We start from the raw sequence: 15,837 nt of genomic DNA, 5'->3' as shown, positions 1-15,837 counted from the left end.
TGGACTTATTCAGCTGTTCTAAAGTATTTGCGCAATACAATAAACTGAATAATGATAAAGGAAAACATCACAATCATGTCACCGAATGCAGTAAATTCGCCCCAATATTTTCCATCCATCCATAAATAAGCAAAGAATGTATGCAGAAATGACATAAGGGTAAACATACCGACCCAGGCATAGTTCAATTTAAGCCAGCCTTTGGCGCTCAAATTAAATACCGGGCCAAACAGGCGCTGGATGAGAGGCTTCTTATCTTTGCTAAACCATGGCGATAATAGGAAGACGCCGGCAAAGACCAGATTCAGTAATACAGCTTTAAGACGGATATAGAAATCGTCGCTGAGCATCAGGGTAATACCACCGAAGATCACCGTCATAAACAGAACGATCCATTGCTGTTTGTCCAGGCGGAATTTTTGCATGACAAATAACGCACCATAAACCACTAGCATGGAAATGATCAGACCCGTAGTTGCAACGAGAATATTGTTATTGTCGACACCCCCCGCAGAACCGATCAATTGCAAAAGTTGATGGTCAGTGTCTTTTGGATCTACAGTTTTATATAAATAAAAGAAAATAATGAGTGGCACAAAGTCTAAAAGTGCTTTCATGTTAGAGTATCTAAATCTGATCAAATAAATGTCATAGTATAGAGATGCACGGCGTAGATTTACATACACATAGTAATATTTCTGATGGAACTTTGAGTCCTCAGCAATTGGTCGAAGCGGCTGTGGACAAACTTATCCATACTTTGGCCCTCACTGATCATGACACCATGGACGGTTTGGTGCTGGCTGAAGAAGCTGCCAAAAATCATGAGATTAAGATAATTTCTGGAGTCGAGATTTCCAGCCAGTGGTCACGTCCAGCGACCAAGAAAAATTATGGCGTACATATTGTGGCACTCAATGTTCAGAATCCTGAGCCGTTACAAAAAGCCCTCAATCAGCAGAAGATCATTCGTGCCGAACGCTCTAAACAGATCTGTGATCTTCTGGTTCCTTTAATAGGCCAGGATATTTATGCTGACGTGATTGCCAAAGTTGACAATATTCCTGATCGGGTTACCCGAACGCATATTGCCAAAACGCTGGTAGAAAAAGGTATTGTGACCCGTCCACAGCAGGCCTTTGATAAGTACATCAAGGAAGGTAAAAAGGCTTATGTCAAATTTGATGGTCTGGGTCTGGAAGAAACCATTCAGGTGATTCATGACAGCGGTGGCTTTGCCGTGCTGGCACATCCGACCCGTTATGACTTATCAGCGACCAATATTCGCTATCTGATCGAGATCTTCGCCAAGTTTGGCGGAGATGCGGTGGAGTTACCACCCGCCATTGATCCAAGTTCAACCCGTCAGATGGTTGACCGGATGATTGCAGAGCAAGGACTTAAAGTTTCAATTGGCAGTGATTTTCATGGCGACAATATGCCTTGGGTTAAACTGGGCCAAGTCCCAAGCCTAAAACCAGGGCAGATCGGGATCTGGGAGAGTTTTGTTTAATGCGTTAAGCAGTAGTCGCAATACTGCTACCCATTCCAACGTGAAGGAATTCTCTCTTTGAATAGGAGAGGTAACCTATTAAAGCAAATTATTATCTTGAGCCTGAATCGGTGGTGGTGTCGGTTTACCTAAAGTTCCCAAGAGTTCAATTTCAATAGTACGAACCATAGAATCAAGTGGTAAGTCATTGCTTTGTGTACCAAAAGGCTCTTCAATTTCTGAGCTTAAAGCATCCAGTCCTAGGAAGGTATAAGCGAGAATGCCGACCAGAAAAGGGGTGAATAAACCTAAGGTTGCACCAAGGCTAAACGGGAGAATAAAACAGAAGAAATAAACAGTACGATTCAACAGAACTGAATAAGCAAAAGGTAAAGGAGTCGTCGCAATCCGGTCACAACCCGTCTGCACAATACTGAGTTCTGCGACATGATTATTCATCTGCATATAAATGATGTCAGAGATTTCACCTTCTTTGAGAGCCTGCATCAGCTCCCACTGGATCAGACTTAAAGTATATTGCGGGGCATTGGCCTGTTGATAAAGCTGGGTAATCGCCTGCTGGCTCATTCCACTGGTTTCCACCAGCTCAGTCGGATTGGCTGTCTGATGGCGTAAACGGTCACGCAGGACATTTGCGAAAACGATGACATGCTGAATCACACGTTCACGACGACCTTGGGACAACATCCGGCAGTCACGGTCAAAATGACGTGCATTGGCAATCAGAATACCCCAGAGTTTACGTGCTTCCCACCAACGGTCGTAACAGGCAGTATTTTTAAATCCGAGAAAGATAGACAGTACTACGCCGATGAGGGTAAAGCCAACGAGAGGGAGTTCTGGAAAATGAAAGTAACCTACACGTGAAAAACCACCAATAATAGCTGAAATCAGCATGACCACGCCTAAAGGAGGTAAAACCTTAGGTAAAATCGTTCCTCGCCAGGAAAATAATAATTTAAAAACGTTCTGCTGGTCACGTACGATCATTTATTGGAATCATCACAATTTTTTTTCATGATCTTCTTGAGTTGTAGCTGCTTTGTCAAGTGCTATTCCCCCTTAGGCTTCAGGTTTGATGAGTTGCTGCTCAGCAAAGGAAAAACTGCCTTCCAGAGCAATAATACAATGATCAATTAAACGGATATCGACCAGTCGACATGCCTGTTGAATCTGGCGGGTCAGATACAGGTCAGCCTTAGAAGGAGTGGCTTGACCCAAGGGGTGATTATGCGCAATCACAATTGAAGTTGCCTGTTGGGTAATGGCATATCTGAGCAACTGATTAATTGAAATATCACATGCATTCACAGAGCCATAAAACAGCTTTTTAAATGCAATTTTCCTTAAACTGGCGTCCAGGCACAGGACCGCGAACACTTCCTGATTTTCACCCAATAATTCGAAACGTAAGTAATCCCGCAGTCTTTTTGAATTACTTAGTTCTAAGGCATCCTGTTTAAGATGCTCGGCAATATAACGCCGTCCTAATTCTTTAACCGCCATCAGTTGAGTATATTTGCTAATACCCATGCCATGAAACTGGCTGACTTCCTGTAAGGGTGCATCGAGTAAAGCAGTTAAATGGCCAAAATGTTGAATCAGTAGCCGGGCTAATTCTACGGCTGAATGCTGTTGTGAACCAGATCGGAGAAAAATGGCCAGCAGTTCCGCATCAGATAAACTTTCTGCCCCAAATTGAATTAAACGTTCCCGCGGCCGTTCCAGTTCAGGCCAGTTTTTGATTGAAAATTGCATAGTTATTAGACTTATTTATTATGAATTATGAGTTTTCCCTGAAGCTGATCTCTTGGGAATGCAATTATTTAATGCTATTGTGAGCCCCACTGCAACAGAAAGGTAAGCTGTTCGTGAGCTTTGATCTAAGTGTAATTCCTCATAAAAATATCATTTTAGCAGTCACTGGCGGTATTGCTGCCTATAAAAGTGCCATTTTGGTTAGACGTCTGAAAGATGCCGGGTTTAATGTGCGAGTTGTCATGACTCAAGGCGCACAGGCTTTCATTACTCCTTTGACCTTTCAAGCTTTGTCAGGCAATCCGGTACATACCGAGTTGCTGGATCCTGAAGCAGAAGCGGGCATGGGGCATATCGAGCTGGCACGTTGGGCTGATCTGTTGTTGGTAGCGCCAGCCAGTTGCGACACGCTGGCAAAATTTGCTGCAGGTCTTGCAGATGATTTGCTCAGCACTTTGTATCTGGCTACCAATGCACCGGTCTGGGTAGCACCAGCGATGAACCAGCAGATGTGGGCTGCCAAAGCGACACAGCGTAATCTGGCGACTTTGATTGAAGATGGCGTACATGTGATTATGCCGGATGCCGGTTCGCAAGCCTGTGGTGATGTAGGCTTGGGACGTATGCCGGAACCGGAAGATCTGGCACGTCAGGTCACAGAGTATTTCCATAAAGCTCAGCGCGCGATTGCAGAAAAATTTGGCATGCTGGCGGGTAAGCAAGTCACGATTACAGCTGGTCCGACCCGTGAAGCGATTGACCCGGTGCGTTATATTTCCAACCATAGTACCGGGAAAATGGGTTTTGCATTGGCAGCAGCCTGTTATGCAGCTGGAGCGAATGTGACCCTGATCGCTGGTCCAGTGAGCCTAGATACACCGAATGGCGTCAAACGTAAAAATGTTTCTTCTGCCGTACAAATGCTGAATGAAAGCATGCAAATGCTGGAGCAGGGCTGTGACATCTTCATTGCGACCGCTGCAGTAGCTGATTATCGGGTCGCACAGGTAGCCGAGCATAAGATCAAGAAAGCAGGCGATGAACTGAATGTCGCTTTAATAAAGAATCCGGATATTGTGGCGACTATTGCAGAGCAGGAAAAACGTCCATTTATGGTGGGCTTTGCTGCAGAAACCCGAAATATTGAAGAATATGCAGCGGGCAAACTGGTGGCTAAAAAACTGGATATGATTGCCTGCAATGATGTTTCGCGTGCGGATATTGGCTTTGCATCCGATGAAAATGCCATGACGGTATTCTTTGCCGAACACTATCATCTGGATAAGCGTGATCTGGACAAGGCCTCTAAACAGGAAATTGCCCAGCAGTTGGTTGAAGCGATCCATGATGCCTTGCACCATGATCCTGCTGCAGAAGATGATTTTTAAGTTTTCAATGACGGTTAAAGCCCTGACTGATTCAGGGCTTTTTTATAGAATTTTTTACAATGAAGTTAAAAAACCAGTACAACATAAAAATAAAAACGACTTTATATACTAAGGATTTATTTATTCATTTATTTAAAAAAAGTATAAAATGGATCACAGAATAATCCAAAGATGAAAAGTTTTACACATCTGTAAAGCAGTGAGAGAACACAAGGGGGCGGGATGAAAAAAATCATAATGATATTGATGATCGCCTGTCTGGCTGGATGCAGCTATTTTGTATCGATTGATGAACTGGCCAAAAATATTCAAGGACAAATGCAGCAAGAATTTAATGCCAATCCGAATTATCAGCATTATCGTTTGACTGTGGTAAATGTAAAAATCCGCCATCGCAAAGGCAATGAGTTTGAAGCAGTTTCACATCTGAATTATCAGGGCAATGAATATCCCATTAATGTCAAAATTTCAAAGGTGAATGGTGGTTATAGCTGGGCCATTGAAGATGATGCTTTTGCCTTTATCGATGAAATCGAGATTGAGAAATATCGTCAGCAACTGGATCGTGAACTTGAACAGCTAGCTTCATCACTCGATGATCTGGAACCTGTGAATGAACCTACCAGCATTGAGTTAGGGCCAGATGTCCGCCCAGTTACAGAACCTGCCCTACAAGCGGCTTCCTATGATGAAGAACCGATTCCGGTCGGAAATATTACGGCCTATACCCATTAATTTTTATTTTAGGTCATCAAAAAGCACCGGATCTCGGTGCTTTTTGATTTTAAGGCTGAACTTGATGTTCACGCAGATAATCTTCAGTACGCTGCATGGCTTCCTGAATATTCGATAATGCTGTTTCTACATCTTTTAGCGTTTTGGCATTGCCGCCACTTAAAGCCTGGCGCCATTTACGTGCACCTGGCAAGTTCTGAAATAAACCTAAAATATGACGGGTAATAATCGACAATGGTGCATCTTCAGCCATACGTTGGGCAATGTAAGGCAGCATTTGTTGCATGATTTCAAAACGGTCTGGTGCTTCGAGATTCCATAGTTGACCCAGCTCAGCTAACAGGTATGGGTTGTGATAGGCTTCGCGGCCAATCATCACGCCATCGACATGCTTGAGATGTTCAAGCGTTTCTGCGTAGGTTTTAATCCCGCCATTAATTTCAATGGTCAGTTTTGGACGGTCCTGCTTCAGACGGTAAACATCTTCATAGCGCAGTGGCGGGATTTCACGGTTTTCTTTAGGTGAAAGACCTTGGAGTAAAGCAATTCGCGCGTGCACGATAAAATTATCGCAACCGGTTTTGGCGACCGTATCCACAAAATGCAGCATTTCTTCATAAGAATGCATGTCATCAATACCAATGCGGTGTTTCACACTCACCGGAATATCAACGGCATTACGCATTGCATCAATACATTCCGCGACCAGATCAGGTTCGGCCATCAGGCAGGCACCGATTTTATTATTTTGTACCCGGTCACTCGGACAGCCGACATTCAGGTTAACTTCATTGTAACCCCAGTCCTGAGCCATTTTAGTACAAGTTGCCAGATCTTGAGGATTGGAACCGCCGAGCTGTAACACAATCGGATGTTCTTCTTGATTGAAGTCCAGATGACGTTTGGCATCGCCATGAATGATGGCGCCCGTAGTCACCATTTCGGTATATAAAATGACATTTGGATTAAACAGGCGCGCAAAGAAACGATAGTCTTTGGTGGTCCAGTCCATCATCGGCGCAACACTGATGCGAGGTTGAAGTTTGTTTTCAATGGTGCTGAGATCAGTCATTCAAAATCACGCCTTAAATGAAATGGAAGAGTAATAGTAGTACAAGAATGAGCAGGAATTGCTGGAAATCTGCTCAAAAAAAGCAGTACTGTAAAAAGAGGGCGTAATACTAGCATAAAATTTGCATGATCAAAGGCTGAACTGCATGAGGATCTATAACTGTCATTCCAATAAAGATATTTAACAAGAGAAATTATGGAAATTGAAAAAATAAACTCCCAGTCATTCGGCAATGCTATATTTTGAGATATTTAAGATTAAGATAAAGAAAACGAAATAAATAAGGAGAATAACGATGCTCATGTTGGAGGAGATTTATAAAAGCAAAAAACCTCAGCATTCAGACTATTTTAATTTACGGATTCAACGGGGACTTAGCTGGTTTAAAAAAGCATTAGAGCTGGATGAGGAATTAGAGTTTAAATTTATTAGCCTGTGGATTAGTTTTAATTCCATTTATGCACAAGAAACACAGGTTCGTCAGGATCAACAAAGCCTGCATCAATTTCTGGAAACCCTCTGTCAAAAAGATGTGGAACGAAAACTTCAGCATATTGTCTGGGAAAAATACAGCCAGCCAATTTCTGCACTGCTGGATAGCCCTTATACCGATCAAGGTTTCTGGGATTATCGCCATCATAAAGTCAGTCTGGAAAGCTGCCGTGAAGCATTAGACCAGCAAAAGCAGAAAATACAAAAGGCTGTACAGGAACGAAATTTAAGTGAAATTTTATTGGTGATTTTTAACCGTTTTTCCACCTTGCATTATCAGCTTATGCAGGGCGGTGTGACTTATCAGAGCTCGTTTAACGTCAAGCAACTTCAAGACAGCTGTCGGGTTCTGGCCGGGTTACTGCCCACTTTTATCTGCATCCTTTTGGAAAATGCAGCGACTTGGGATTCGGGTAAACCTTATTACCCAGTCGTACAAGTCAGCTAAATTTGTTTAAGCTTTTGCTCGATGCTGCTGCCATTGATCAATTAGTGCAAACAGGGTGGCGCATAGTGCCAAGCCAAGTCCAAACAGACAGGTCATGCTCCAGCCACCATGATGCCAGGCATAAACCCCCAAGGCAGAACCACAGGCACCACCAATAAAATACAGCGTCATGTAAATAGAGTTCAGGCGTGATTTGGCATCCGGGCGCAAGCGGAAAATCACGTTCTGATTACAGCTATGAGTAATCGCCAGGCCTAAGTTAATCAGGGCATAGCCTAGAATATAACTGAGCAGGGACACGCCACCAAAATATAAAAATAGCCAGCTTCCTGCCAAAATTGAACAGCCAATCCAGGTCAGGATCTTGATATAGCCACGATCCGCCCATTTGCCAATAACCTGAGTCGATAGCGCACCAAAAACACCAACTAGTGTTACTAGGCCCACCATCACATCAGAAAGATGAAAAGGTTTCTGGGTCAGCAGCAGGGCAATGGTTGAAAACAGCATGCTCATGGCTGCAAATGCACATGCACCAATCAGGGAGCGTAAGCCCAGTCGCGGTTCCTCACGCAGTAGCATACCCATGGATTTAAAAATTGCTGCATAGCTGATACGCATACGCGGCATGCTAGGCAATTGTCCTTTTAAGTAAAAGCCCAAAACCAGCAGTGCCATACTGCTGAGCGCATAAATTGTTTTCCAGTGAAACAGGTCTGAAAGAAGTCCGGCAATACTGGTCGACAATAAGATACCGACTAATAAGCCACTCATAAGAAAACCGACCACTTCTCCGGTTTTTTCAGGTCGGACAGCCATCGTAGCTAATGGAATCAGAATCTGGGCAGCAACAGAAAATAGCCCGGCAATAATAGTGCCCACCCAGAGCATCGGCAGGTTGACTGCTGTGGCACAGATCAGCAAGCCTAATGCGGCACCAAACATCAAAAAAGGAATGAGTCTGGACTTATTCAGCATGTCTCCCAAAGGCACAATAAACAGCAGGCCCAAGGCATAAGACACCTGCGCAAAGGTCACGGTCAGCGCCACTTGGGATTCTTGTACCTGGTAATATTGCTGAATCGAGGAGATAAGCGGTTGGCAATAATAGTTTGCACCTGCACATAAACCACATGCGATCGCCATCAGCCATAACAGGGATTTATTTTGACTGATATCGAGAGGAGGAGTCATGGCAAGTACCTTAAGCTCAGGGAGAATTTTTATAAAGCACATCAAAGATGATGCATAAGTTGCAGGCACTATAGGCGAAAACCCGTCAGGATAAAAGTAGAAAAATAGTGCAAAGTGCTCGAACTCATAGAAGAGAAATGCCACAAAAAAGTACTTTTCTGGATTGATAAGAGATGAAAATTCGCTAGAAATTTAACTTTTTCACTTGAGAAAATGGACTTGGAAGCGCTTTGTATTAAGTCATCTTATTTAAGACCAAGTGACAGAGATCAATCTGAATCAATGATTGCCCAAAATTGGTGCAAAATGAAGAATTTGTAAATCTGACAGTGAACTGAGTATTAATATAATAAATGTTGCAGAATATTTTTTTCTCTTATTTCAGGTAAGTCTTAAGACTTGAGCTGAATAAGTCAAATAAGGGAATCCCCAATCAATTTTTTCATCATCAATTCATATTTTTTATGAGTGAAAAATGAAAAAGTTATAGGAAAACAGTATTTTTAGGTCTTAAAAATGAATAGTTCAAAGTGGATTAAATTTGTCAAAAAGGTCAAAAACAGAAAACTGACCTAGAAAAGTGCCTTAATTTAGGCTTTATCAGTTCATTTGAAATAAAGATTTGCTGAGTAGAAAAAATGAAATATCTGTCAGAATGATCAATGTAACAAAATAAAACAAAAAGTAATCTAATAAAAAATAACCAGGAAAACAGTCATCGTTCAAGAGAATGAATATCGTTTATAAATTCAGCAAATCAAAATAATCAGGCTGAACTAATAAATGGTATATGACAGCATCATTTTTATGAATCATCAGTTCAAAATATGGGTATTTATTAAATAAATAATAGGTAGTAATTTCTAGAAGTTTAATTAGAATCCAAAAATTCAACAAAAACACATCCTGAGGGGAAGCACTGTAAATCACGGTGTTTACTTAAGAAAAAATTAGCTTGAGGGACGCTCATGCAGATTGGAATTCCAGCCGAAACTGTCGTCGGTGAAAATCGCGTCGCTGCGACGCCTGAGACAGTAAAGAAATTGATCAGCGCTGGTCATAGTGTGGTGATCGAACGTGGAGCAGGTGTTAAAGCTGCTTACATCGACAGTGCCTATGAGCAAGTTGGTGCCAAAATTACGGATGATGCCTACACCGGTAGCCAGATAGTTTTGAAAGTTCGTGCACCGAAAGGTGAGGAAATTCAAAAGCTGTCAGCCAACACCACGGTTGTAGCGATGTTTGACCCATACCGCAATACCGAGCTTGACCAGTTCGCGGCACAGAATGTGTCTGCATTTGCTCTTGAGCTTTTGCCACGTACGCTGTCACGTGCGCAAAACATGGACGTATTGTCTTCTCAAGCGAACCTTGCAGGTTATAAATCAGTGCTTTTAGCTGCTGCTGAATATCAGCGCATGTTCCCAATGCTGATGACAGCGGCAGGTACGGTGAAACCGGCTCGTGTCGTGATCATGGGGGTCGGGGTAGCAGGCCTTCAAGCAATTGCAACAGCGAAACGCCTAGGTGCAGTCGTAGAAGCAACTGACCTTCGTCCGACTGCCAAAGATCAGGTTGAGTCTTTAGGCGGTAAATGGCTAGACGTGCCAATGTCTCCTGAAGAGCGGGCACGTGCTGATGAAGCAGCTAAAAACGGTTATGGCTGGATGCCAGGTGAACAGTACATCAAGGATCAGGCAGCGATTGTCGATAAAGCGGTATCGAATGCCGATATCGTGATTACCACTGCATTGTTACCAGGTCGTGATGCACCGCGTTTAATCCGCGCTGAAACTGTAGCCAAGATGAAGCCAGGCTCAGTCATTCTGGATATGGCAGTGGAATCAGGCGGTAACGTGGAAGGTTCTAAGTGCGGCGAAACTGTTGTGACTGAAAATGGTGTGAAGATTCTGGGTGTTCCGAATATTCCATCAACGGTGTCGACTGAAGCGTCAGCGCTATATGCACGTAACGTCTATAACTTTGTTGAAACACTTTTTGATGCAGACAAGAACTTTGTCCTGAATCAGGAAGATGAAATTCAAAAAGCCCTACTTGTCACTCACGGCGGCCAAGTGCTGTTAAAACGTGGTTAAGGAGCAGACTCATGGTTGAAACAATTACGATTTTCGTCCTGGCCATCTTCGTGGGTTACTACGTGGTTTGGGGGGTAACACCAGCACTACATACGCCATTGATGGCGGTGACCAATGCCTTGTCTTCGATCATTATCGTGGGCGCAATGATTCAAACTGTTGGCTTGCCAATGGTGGGCGTTGAAGGCAGCGTGGATTTCCAGACCATTAACGTGGTGAGTGTACTGGGGGCAATCGCAGTATTTCTGGCGAGCATTAATATTTTCGGTGGCTTTGCCGTGACTGCACGTATGCTGGAAATGTTCAAACCTAAGCAAAAGAAAAAAGAGGGTTAAACCATGGAATTTATTCGAGAGTATGCGGATTGGTTCTACCTGATTGGCGCCGTTCTTTTTATCTTAACGCTACGTGGTTTGTCTGGTCCTAAAACTGCAATTGCAGGTAACCGCTACGGTATGATTGCCATGGCGATTGCTGTAGTCACCACATTCTTTGTCGCTGAAAATCCAGTAGTCTGGATGATTCTTGCAGCCATGGCGGCGGGTGCAGTGGTGGGTATTGCGCGTGCACGTACTGTACCAATGACCCAGATGCCAGAAACTGTGGCACTTATGCACTCACTGGTGGGTCTGGCTGCAGTATTGATTGCAGTTGCAGCAATTATCCATAACAACAAGCTGGTTGAATTGGGTCCGGACCTGTTAGCTGCAAATGGTGTGACTTTCCATGAAATGAGCAAGGTTCACCTGTTTGAACTGTTTGTGGGCTGTTTTGTGGGGGCGATTACCTTTACTGCTTCTGTATTTGCATACGGTAAGCTGGCTGCAAAGAAATGGGCAAAAACCATTTCAGGTGGCTGGGTAAAACCGGTTCAGGCATTGATCTTTGTCGCAATGCTGGCAGCAGGGATTCACTTCTTCCTGACAGGTAGCATGACATCTTTCTGGGCGATGACTGGTCTTGCACTGGCATTTGGCTGGGTATGGATTGCACCAGTAGGCGGTGGCGATATGCCGGTTGTGGTTTCGCTATTGAACTCATTCTCAGGCTGGGCAGCAGCAGGGATTGGTTTCACACTCGAAAACAACATGCTGATTGTTGCAGGTTCGCTGGTTGGTTCTTCAGGTGCGATTCTGTCTTACATCATGTGTAAAGCGATGAACCGTTCAATCATCAACGTATTGTTTGGTGGTGCAATGGGGGGTGCAGCTGCGCCGACAGCAGCTGCGGGTGCACAAGTGCAACGTAATTACCGTTCAGGTTCTGCGGATGATGCTGGCTTCTTAATGTCAAATGCAGACAGCGTTGTAATTGTACCGGGTTATGGTATGGCACAAGGCCGTGCACAAAACGCAGTAAAAGAGCTGGCAAACTTGCTGAAAGAGCAGGGCGTGACTGTACGTTTTGCGATTCACCCGGTTGCTGGTCGTATGCCAGGTCATATGAACGTATTGCTTGCAGAAGCTGACGTTCCTTATGAAGACATTCTGGAAATGGACGAGATCAACTCGGACTTCCCGGCAACTGACGTAGTACTGGTCATTGGTGCAAACGACGTGGTAAACCCGGCTGCAAAAGACGATCCGAACTCACCGATCTACGGCATGCCAATTCTGGAAGCTCATAAGGCGCGTACCATTATGGTCATCAAGCGTTCTATGGCGACCGGTTATGCAGGTCTGGACAATGACCTATTCTATAACGACAAGACCATGATGATTTTCGGTGATGCGAAGAAAGTTGTGGAAGATATGACCAAAGCGATTAATGGTACAGGTCACTAAGACTTTCCATTCACTGGATCATCTAAAATCCCCCTTTCAAAAGGGGGATTTTTCCATTTAAATTATAGATAAATTCTCCCTCCTATATAAAAACTGAATCGGAAAGAGTTACAAAATAAAATTAGCTACGGTGTTTTATTTTTAGAAAAGTGGTCTGGATAAAAATTGCAACAAAACGTTTAAAAATTAGACTGACTGATTAAAACCTCAAAAAAGCGAATTTATTAAAGTTACTGCTCTATAAATTTCTTTTTCGATTCAAGTTAAACAATATAAAAAAAGCGACCTACCTAGGTCGCTTTTTTTGAATATTCGATATTTATGCTACAGAATCTGCAGGATTGCGCCATAGGCTTTCTAGGTCATAGAATTTACGCGCTGTAGGCAGCATGCAGTGCACTACAACAAAACCTAGATCAATCAGGATCCATTCTGCATCACGTTCGCCTTCGATACCAAGCGGACGGAAACCTGCTTTACGTGCTTCTTCAGCAACATTATCCGCAAGTGATTTGATATGACGGGTTGATGTACCGCTTGCAATCACCATGGCATCTGCCACGTTACTGATGCTAGCAACATCAAGCTGAACAACTTCTTTAGCCTTTACATCTTCAAGGGCTGCATGTACAACTTTCAAGCATGCGTTTACTGCTTGTGCATGAGAATTCATAGTGTGATCGTGAGAATTAGAAGCGCTGGGCGATGGTTCTAAATTCATAGGGAGTATAATTTCCTAACAATTATGCATGATCTAATATAGCGGTTTTAGCCCAAAATTTCAAATGCACCTTCCGTCGCTTTAGTCATACTCCGGGAAGAACTGTTCTTTCCAGCCAAAGGATTCTTCCGAAGTCCCCAGAGGTTTATATTCTGCTGCGACATAACCATTGTATTGGCTATTCTCTAGCCATTGAAAAATCTCATAATATGGAATGGAAGCCGTATTTGGTTGATGACGCCCCGGGCAGTCTGCAAACTGGATATGACCAATCTCAGCAATATTTTCTTTTAAAGCTTCAAGCACATCTTCACCCATCATGGCCATGTGATAACAGTCATATTGCATTTTCAAGGCAGAATGATTGACAGCTTCCAGCATCTCCTGAGCTTGAGCCACATTCTGAATCAGGAAACGTGGCATGTCTTGACCGTTGATCATTTCAAAGACTGGCTGAATCTGATAATCAGAGAGCATGGAGCAGGCAATTTTCAGATTACTCGCCAAGGTGTTCAGGCAAGGAAGCAGGTCACAATCCAGTGGCTGTTTGCCGGCCAGAATATTGACACTCGGCACATTCAGAGCAGTCGCATATTGAATGGCTTGCTCTACGGCATGACGAAACTCGATTTCCTGTCCAGGGATACCGGCCAGACCGTGTCCACCTTGCATCAGATCGCCGGCAGGCGCATTAATCAGGCAGATATCCAGATCATGCAACTGAAGCTGCTGCTGAATCTGTTCAATACTCAGTTCATAGGGGAACTGGATTTCCACATGTTTAAAACCGTGCGCATGAGCCAAGGCAAAACGTTCTATCAGCGGTACTTCCGTAAAAATCATGGAGAGGTTAACGGCGAGTTTGGTCATGGGCTTTTCCTTGCTCAAGGCAGAATATTGAAATGTAATATTAGCGGTCTACGTGCTTGATAACAGTGGCTAGATCGGCTTCAGCAAATCCGTCTTGCTGATGGGTTTTGAGTTGAGACAGGGCTTGGCTGGCCACAGGAATATCCAAAGATAAAGTAGCTGCCAGTTGCACAGCATTGTTCAGGTCTTTAGACAATGTCTGCACTTTCCATTGCACGGGTTCAAACGTCTGGCTGGCCATACGCGGGGCCAGAATCTGAAAAGGCTTGGAGTCAGCAAAACCACCGGCTAATGCTGGTGCAAGCAGGGCAGTATCTACACCGGCACGATCGGCCAAAGCCACTGCTTCAGCAGTCAAGGTGCTGTTGGCTGCCACAATCAGCTGGTTACAGATTTTAGTCGCCTGACCGGTTCCAGTATCACCCATGCGAGTAACACGTTGTGAAAGCACCTTATAGATGGGATCAAGTGCGGTAATGATTTCTGCATCACCGCCAGCGAAGATCACTAGCTTGCCTTGTTCTGCACCTGCAGTACCGCCAGACACAGGAGAGTCAATCCAGATGGCTTGTTTAGCTTGGGCCTGTTCAGCCAGAGTTTTAGTTTGATGTACGGAAAGACTGGAAAAATCGACAATGATCTGACCAGCCACCAGATAGGGCTGAATCTGCTTAAAGACCGATTGCACCGCAGCATCATCTGCCAGACAAGTCAGAATAACCGGATAATTTGCAATTTGATCTAGAGATAGCGGAGTGGCTCCCAGTGCAAGCAAAGGATCGCAGGCACTGGCCGTGCGGTTCCAGACTGCAACTTGGCAACCAGCTTTCAGCAAGCGGGTTGCCATACGACTGCCCATGAGTCCCATACCTAAAAAGGCAATTTTGCTATCACGATCGAATTGCATTTTATCTCTCATCTTTTGATTTTGCTTCAGCCATAATTATCGATATTGACGTGGCACAAACTGCACGTCCGGATCTTTATCCTTTTTACGTGCCAGTTGGCTGTTTTTACCGAGTAACAGTTTAAGCTGCCAGATTTTTTCCATACGCAGTGACTTGTTGGGTTTGTGTTCCATCGCATCCAGCACAAATTTAGAGGCCATCAAGGCATCTGGAGAGCGTTGTAACATTTCTTCAGCCAAAGCCTGTGCTTTTGCTAATGGCTGCTCATCGACATGGGTGATCAGACCAATTTCTTTGGCATAGGCACCTTCAAAAATACGTGCGGTTAAAGTCAGCTCTTTGGCCAAATCAATCCCGATCAGACCTTTGAGAGAACGCGTTAGCCCCATATCTGGTACTAGACCCCAACGAGTTTCCATAATTGACATTTTGGTCGCAGGATGGGCGATTCGGATATCCGCGGCCAACGCAAGTTGCATACCTGCACCAAAGCAGAAACCTTCAATGGCTGCAATGACGGGTACAGGCAGTTCCTGCCAGACCAGAAAAGCTTTCTGAAATAAGCTCTGTCCAGGACGAATCAGTTCCCAGGCCGCATAGGCCCGATTTTTAGGATTATTTAAATCGGCCAAGTCAATGCCGGCACTAAAGACCTGCGCTTCACCGGTTAAAATGACACACCGCACCGACTTGTCTTTTTTAATCCGGTTCGCAATCTGCACCAGTTCACGCAGCAGGGCAAAGCTCATGGCATTACGTTTATCTGGACGGCTGAGAGTAACCGTGGCAATTCCATTATTTTTTTCAAAGCGTACAAATGACATGATATTCATCCTTAATTTTTCTGTAAGCGAGCAT

Annotated in this window: 16 protein-coding genes; 7 read left to right on the top strand and 9 right to left on the bottom strand. The window is 44.1% G+C overall.

Annotated elements, in window-relative coordinates; genetic code table 11:
- Nucleotides 1-5 precede the first annotated feature (5 nt).
- Nucleotides 6-617, bottom strand: a complete 612-nt coding sequence (locus tag FOC32_RS01665) for a septation protein IspZ (protein ID WP_005233839.1) — start codon at nucleotides 615-617, stop codon at nucleotides 6-8.
- A gap of 44 nt (nucleotides 618-661) precedes the next feature.
- Between FOC32_RS01665 and FOC32_RS01660 the strand changes: the two genes are divergently transcribed.
- Entirely contained in the window at nucleotides 662-1,513 is an 852-nt protein-coding gene (locus FOC32_RS01660) for a PHP domain-containing protein (RefSeq protein WP_175966065.1), read from the top strand.
- 78 nt (nucleotides 1,514-1,591) lie between these two features.
- Here FOC32_RS01660 and FOC32_RS01655 read toward each other — a convergent pair whose 3' ends face one another.
- Both FOC32_RS01655 and radC read right to left on the bottom strand, forming a co-directional pair.
- On the bottom strand, nucleotides 1,592-2,503 hold the full coding sequence (locus tag FOC32_RS01655; RefSeq protein WP_004783652.1) for a bestrophin family protein: 912 nt from the start codon (nucleotides 2,501-2,503) through the stop codon (nucleotides 1,592-1,594).
- 72 nt (nucleotides 2,504-2,575) lie between these two features.
- Nucleotides 2,576-3,271 (bottom strand): RadC family protein, encoded by a 696-nt coding sequence (gene radC / locus FOC32_RS01650; protein WP_175966063.1) that lies wholly within the window; start codon nucleotides 3,269-3,271, stop codon nucleotides 2,576-2,578.
- Between the two features lie 113 nt (nucleotides 3,272-3,384).
- Here radC and coaBC point away from each other — a divergent pair, with 113 nt between their 5' ends.
- Both coaBC and FOC32_RS01640 read left to right on the top strand, forming a co-directional pair.
- Entirely contained in the window at nucleotides 3,385-4,659 is a 1,275-nt protein-coding gene (coaBC, locus tag FOC32_RS01645; protein ID WP_175966061.1) for a bifunctional phosphopantothenoylcysteine decarboxylase/phosphopantothenate--cysteine ligase CoaBC, read from the top strand.
- A gap of 222 nt (nucleotides 4,660-4,881) precedes the next feature.
- Nucleotides 4,882-5,394: a hypothetical protein gene (locus FOC32_RS01640; protein ID WP_175966059.1), complete on the top strand. Its 513-nt coding sequence runs from the start codon at nucleotides 4,882-4,884 to the stop codon at nucleotides 5,392-5,394.
- Nucleotides 5,395-5,443: 49 nt separating this feature from the next.
- Here the strand turns inward: FOC32_RS01640 and dusA are convergent, their stop codons facing one another.
- Nucleotides 5,444-6,466, bottom strand: coding sequence for a tRNA dihydrouridine(20/20a) synthase DusA (gene dusA, locus FOC32_RS01635; protein WP_175966057.1), 1,023 nt, complete (start codon nucleotides 6,464-6,466; stop codon nucleotides 5,444-5,446).
- Nucleotides 6,467-6,761: 295 nt separating this feature from the next.
- On the opposite strand from dusA, the gene FOC32_RS01630 reads away from it, so the two are divergent.
- Complete coding sequence (locus FOC32_RS01630; RefSeq protein ID WP_175966055.1) at nucleotides 6,762-7,406, top strand: HEPN domain-containing protein; 645 nt, start codon at nucleotides 6,762-6,764, stop codon at nucleotides 7,404-7,406.
- 6 nt (nucleotides 7,407-7,412) lie between these two features.
- Here FOC32_RS01630 and FOC32_RS01625 read toward each other — a convergent pair whose 3' ends face one another.
- Nucleotides 7,413-8,600 (bottom strand): MFS transporter, encoded by a 1,188-nt coding sequence (locus FOC32_RS01625; RefSeq protein ID WP_104425734.1) that lies wholly within the window; start codon nucleotides 8,598-8,600, stop codon nucleotides 7,413-7,415.
- 968 nt (nucleotides 8,601-9,568) lie between these two features.
- On the opposite strand from FOC32_RS01625, the gene FOC32_RS01620 reads away from it, so the two are divergent.
- Genes FOC32_RS01620 through FOC32_RS01610 form a run of 3 tightly spaced genes read left to right on the top strand, consistent with a single transcriptional unit; the run spans nucleotide 9,569 to nucleotide 12,480 of the window.
- The gene (locus FOC32_RS01620) at nucleotides 9,569-10,696 is read left to right on the top strand and encodes a Re/Si-specific NAD(P)(+) transhydrogenase subunit alpha (RefSeq protein ID WP_175966053.1); all 1,128 of its coding nucleotides are present in this window, start codon (nucleotides 9,569-9,571) and stop codon (nucleotides 10,694-10,696) included.
- Between the two features lie 11 nt (nucleotides 10,697-10,707).
- Nucleotides 10,708-11,031 (top strand): proton-translocating transhydrogenase family protein, encoded by a 324-nt coding sequence (locus FOC32_RS01615; protein ID WP_004783638.1) that lies wholly within the window; start codon nucleotides 10,708-10,710, stop codon nucleotides 11,029-11,031.
- 3 nt (nucleotides 11,032-11,034) lie between these two features.
- The gene (locus FOC32_RS01610; protein ID WP_005233873.1) at nucleotides 11,035-12,480 is read left to right on the top strand and encodes an NAD(P)(+) transhydrogenase (Re/Si-specific) subunit beta; all 1,446 of its coding nucleotides are present in this window, start codon (nucleotides 11,035-11,037) and stop codon (nucleotides 12,478-12,480) included.
- A gap of 319 nt (nucleotides 12,481-12,799) precedes the next feature.
- Here the strand turns inward: FOC32_RS01610 and rsfS are convergent, their stop codons facing one another.
- The 4 genes from rsfS to FOC32_RS01590 form a co-directional block, all read right to left on the bottom strand.
- The gene (gene rsfS, locus FOC32_RS01605; RefSeq protein WP_004783634.1) at nucleotides 12,800-13,201 is read right to left on the bottom strand and encodes a ribosome silencing factor; all 402 of its coding nucleotides are present in this window, start codon (nucleotides 13,199-13,201) and stop codon (nucleotides 12,800-12,802) included.
- An 81-nt stretch (nucleotides 13,202-13,282) separates the two neighbouring features.
- Nucleotides 13,283-14,071: a hydroxypyruvate isomerase family protein gene (locus FOC32_RS01600; RefSeq protein ID WP_175966051.1), complete on the bottom strand. Its 789-nt coding sequence runs from the start codon at nucleotides 14,069-14,071 to the stop codon at nucleotides 13,283-13,285.
- Nucleotides 14,072-14,111: 40 nt separating this feature from the next.
- Complete coding sequence (locus tag FOC32_RS01595; protein WP_175966049.1) at nucleotides 14,112-14,978, bottom strand: NAD(P)-dependent oxidoreductase; 867 nt, start codon at nucleotides 14,976-14,978, stop codon at nucleotides 14,112-14,114.
- Between the two features lie 36 nt (nucleotides 14,979-15,014).
- Nucleotides 15,015-15,803 carry a crotonase/enoyl-CoA hydratase family protein gene (locus tag FOC32_RS01590; RefSeq protein ID WP_175966047.1) on the bottom strand — a complete coding sequence of 263 codons (789 nt, stop codon included), beginning with the start codon at nucleotides 15,801-15,803 and terminating at the stop codon, nucleotides 15,015-15,017.
- Between the last annotated feature and the right edge of the window lie 34 nt (nucleotides 15,804-15,837).

Origin of the sequence: Acinetobacter sp. FDAARGOS_724, from assembly GCF_013364475.1 — a bacterium.
Lineage (GTDB): Bacteria > Pseudomonadota > Gammaproteobacteria > Pseudomonadales > Moraxellaceae > Acinetobacter > Acinetobacter variabilis.
This window is presented reverse-complemented; position numbering and strand designations above follow the sequence as displayed.

Excerpts from the sequence above, each read along its gene's own strand:
- FOC32_RS01600 (WP_175966051.1), bottom strand. The coding sequence starts at position 14,071 with ATGACCAAACTCGCCGTTAACCTCTCCATGATTTTTACGGAAGTACCG.
- radC (WP_175966063.1), bottom strand. The coding sequence starts at position 3,271 with ATGCAATTTTCAATCAAAAACTGGCCTGAACTGGAACGGCCGCGGGAA.
- FOC32_RS01630 (WP_175966055.1), top strand. The coding sequence starts at position 6,762 with ATGCTCATGTTGGAGGAGATTTATAAAAGCAAAAAACCTCAGCATTCA.
- FOC32_RS01665 (WP_005233839.1), bottom strand. The coding sequence starts at position 617 with ATGAAAGCACTTTTAGACTTTGTGCCACTCATTATTTTCTTTTATTTA.
- FOC32_RS01595 (WP_175966049.1), bottom strand. The coding sequence starts at position 14,978 with ATGCAATTCGATCGTGATAGCAAAATTGCCTTTTTAGGTATGGGACTC.
- rsfS (WP_004783634.1), bottom strand. The coding sequence starts at position 13,201 with ATGAATTTAGAACCATCGCCCAGCGCTTCTAATTCTCACGATCACACT.
- FOC32_RS01610 (WP_005233873.1), top strand. The coding sequence starts at position 11,035 with ATGGAATTTATTCGAGAGTATGCGGATTGGTTCTACCTGATTGGCGCC.
- FOC32_RS01590 (WP_175966047.1), bottom strand. The coding sequence starts at position 15,803 with ATGTCATTTGTACGCTTTGAAAAAAATAATGGAATTGCCACGGTTACT.
- FOC32_RS01660 (WP_175966065.1), top strand. The coding sequence starts at position 662 with ATGCACGGCGTAGATTTACATACACATAGTAATATTTCTGATGGAACT.
- dusA (WP_175966057.1), bottom strand. The coding sequence starts at position 6,466 with ATGACTGATCTCAGCACCATTGAAAACAAACTTCAACCTCGCATCAGT.
- FOC32_RS01615 (WP_004783638.1), top strand. The coding sequence starts at position 10,708 with ATGGTTGAAACAATTACGATTTTCGTCCTGGCCATCTTCGTGGGTTAC.
- FOC32_RS01655 (WP_004783652.1), bottom strand. The coding sequence starts at position 2,503 with ATGATCGTACGTGACCAGCAGAACGTTTTTAAATTATTATTTTCCTGG.
- FOC32_RS01620 (WP_175966053.1), top strand. The coding sequence starts at position 9,569 with ATGCAGATTGGAATTCCAGCCGAAACTGTCGTCGGTGAAAATCGCGTC.
- FOC32_RS01625 (WP_104425734.1), bottom strand. The coding sequence starts at position 8,600 with ATGACTCCTCCTCTCGATATCAGTCAAAATAAATCCCTGTTATGGCTG.
- FOC32_RS01640 (WP_175966059.1), top strand. The coding sequence starts at position 4,882 with ATGAAAAAAATCATAATGATATTGATGATCGCCTGTCTGGCTGGATGC.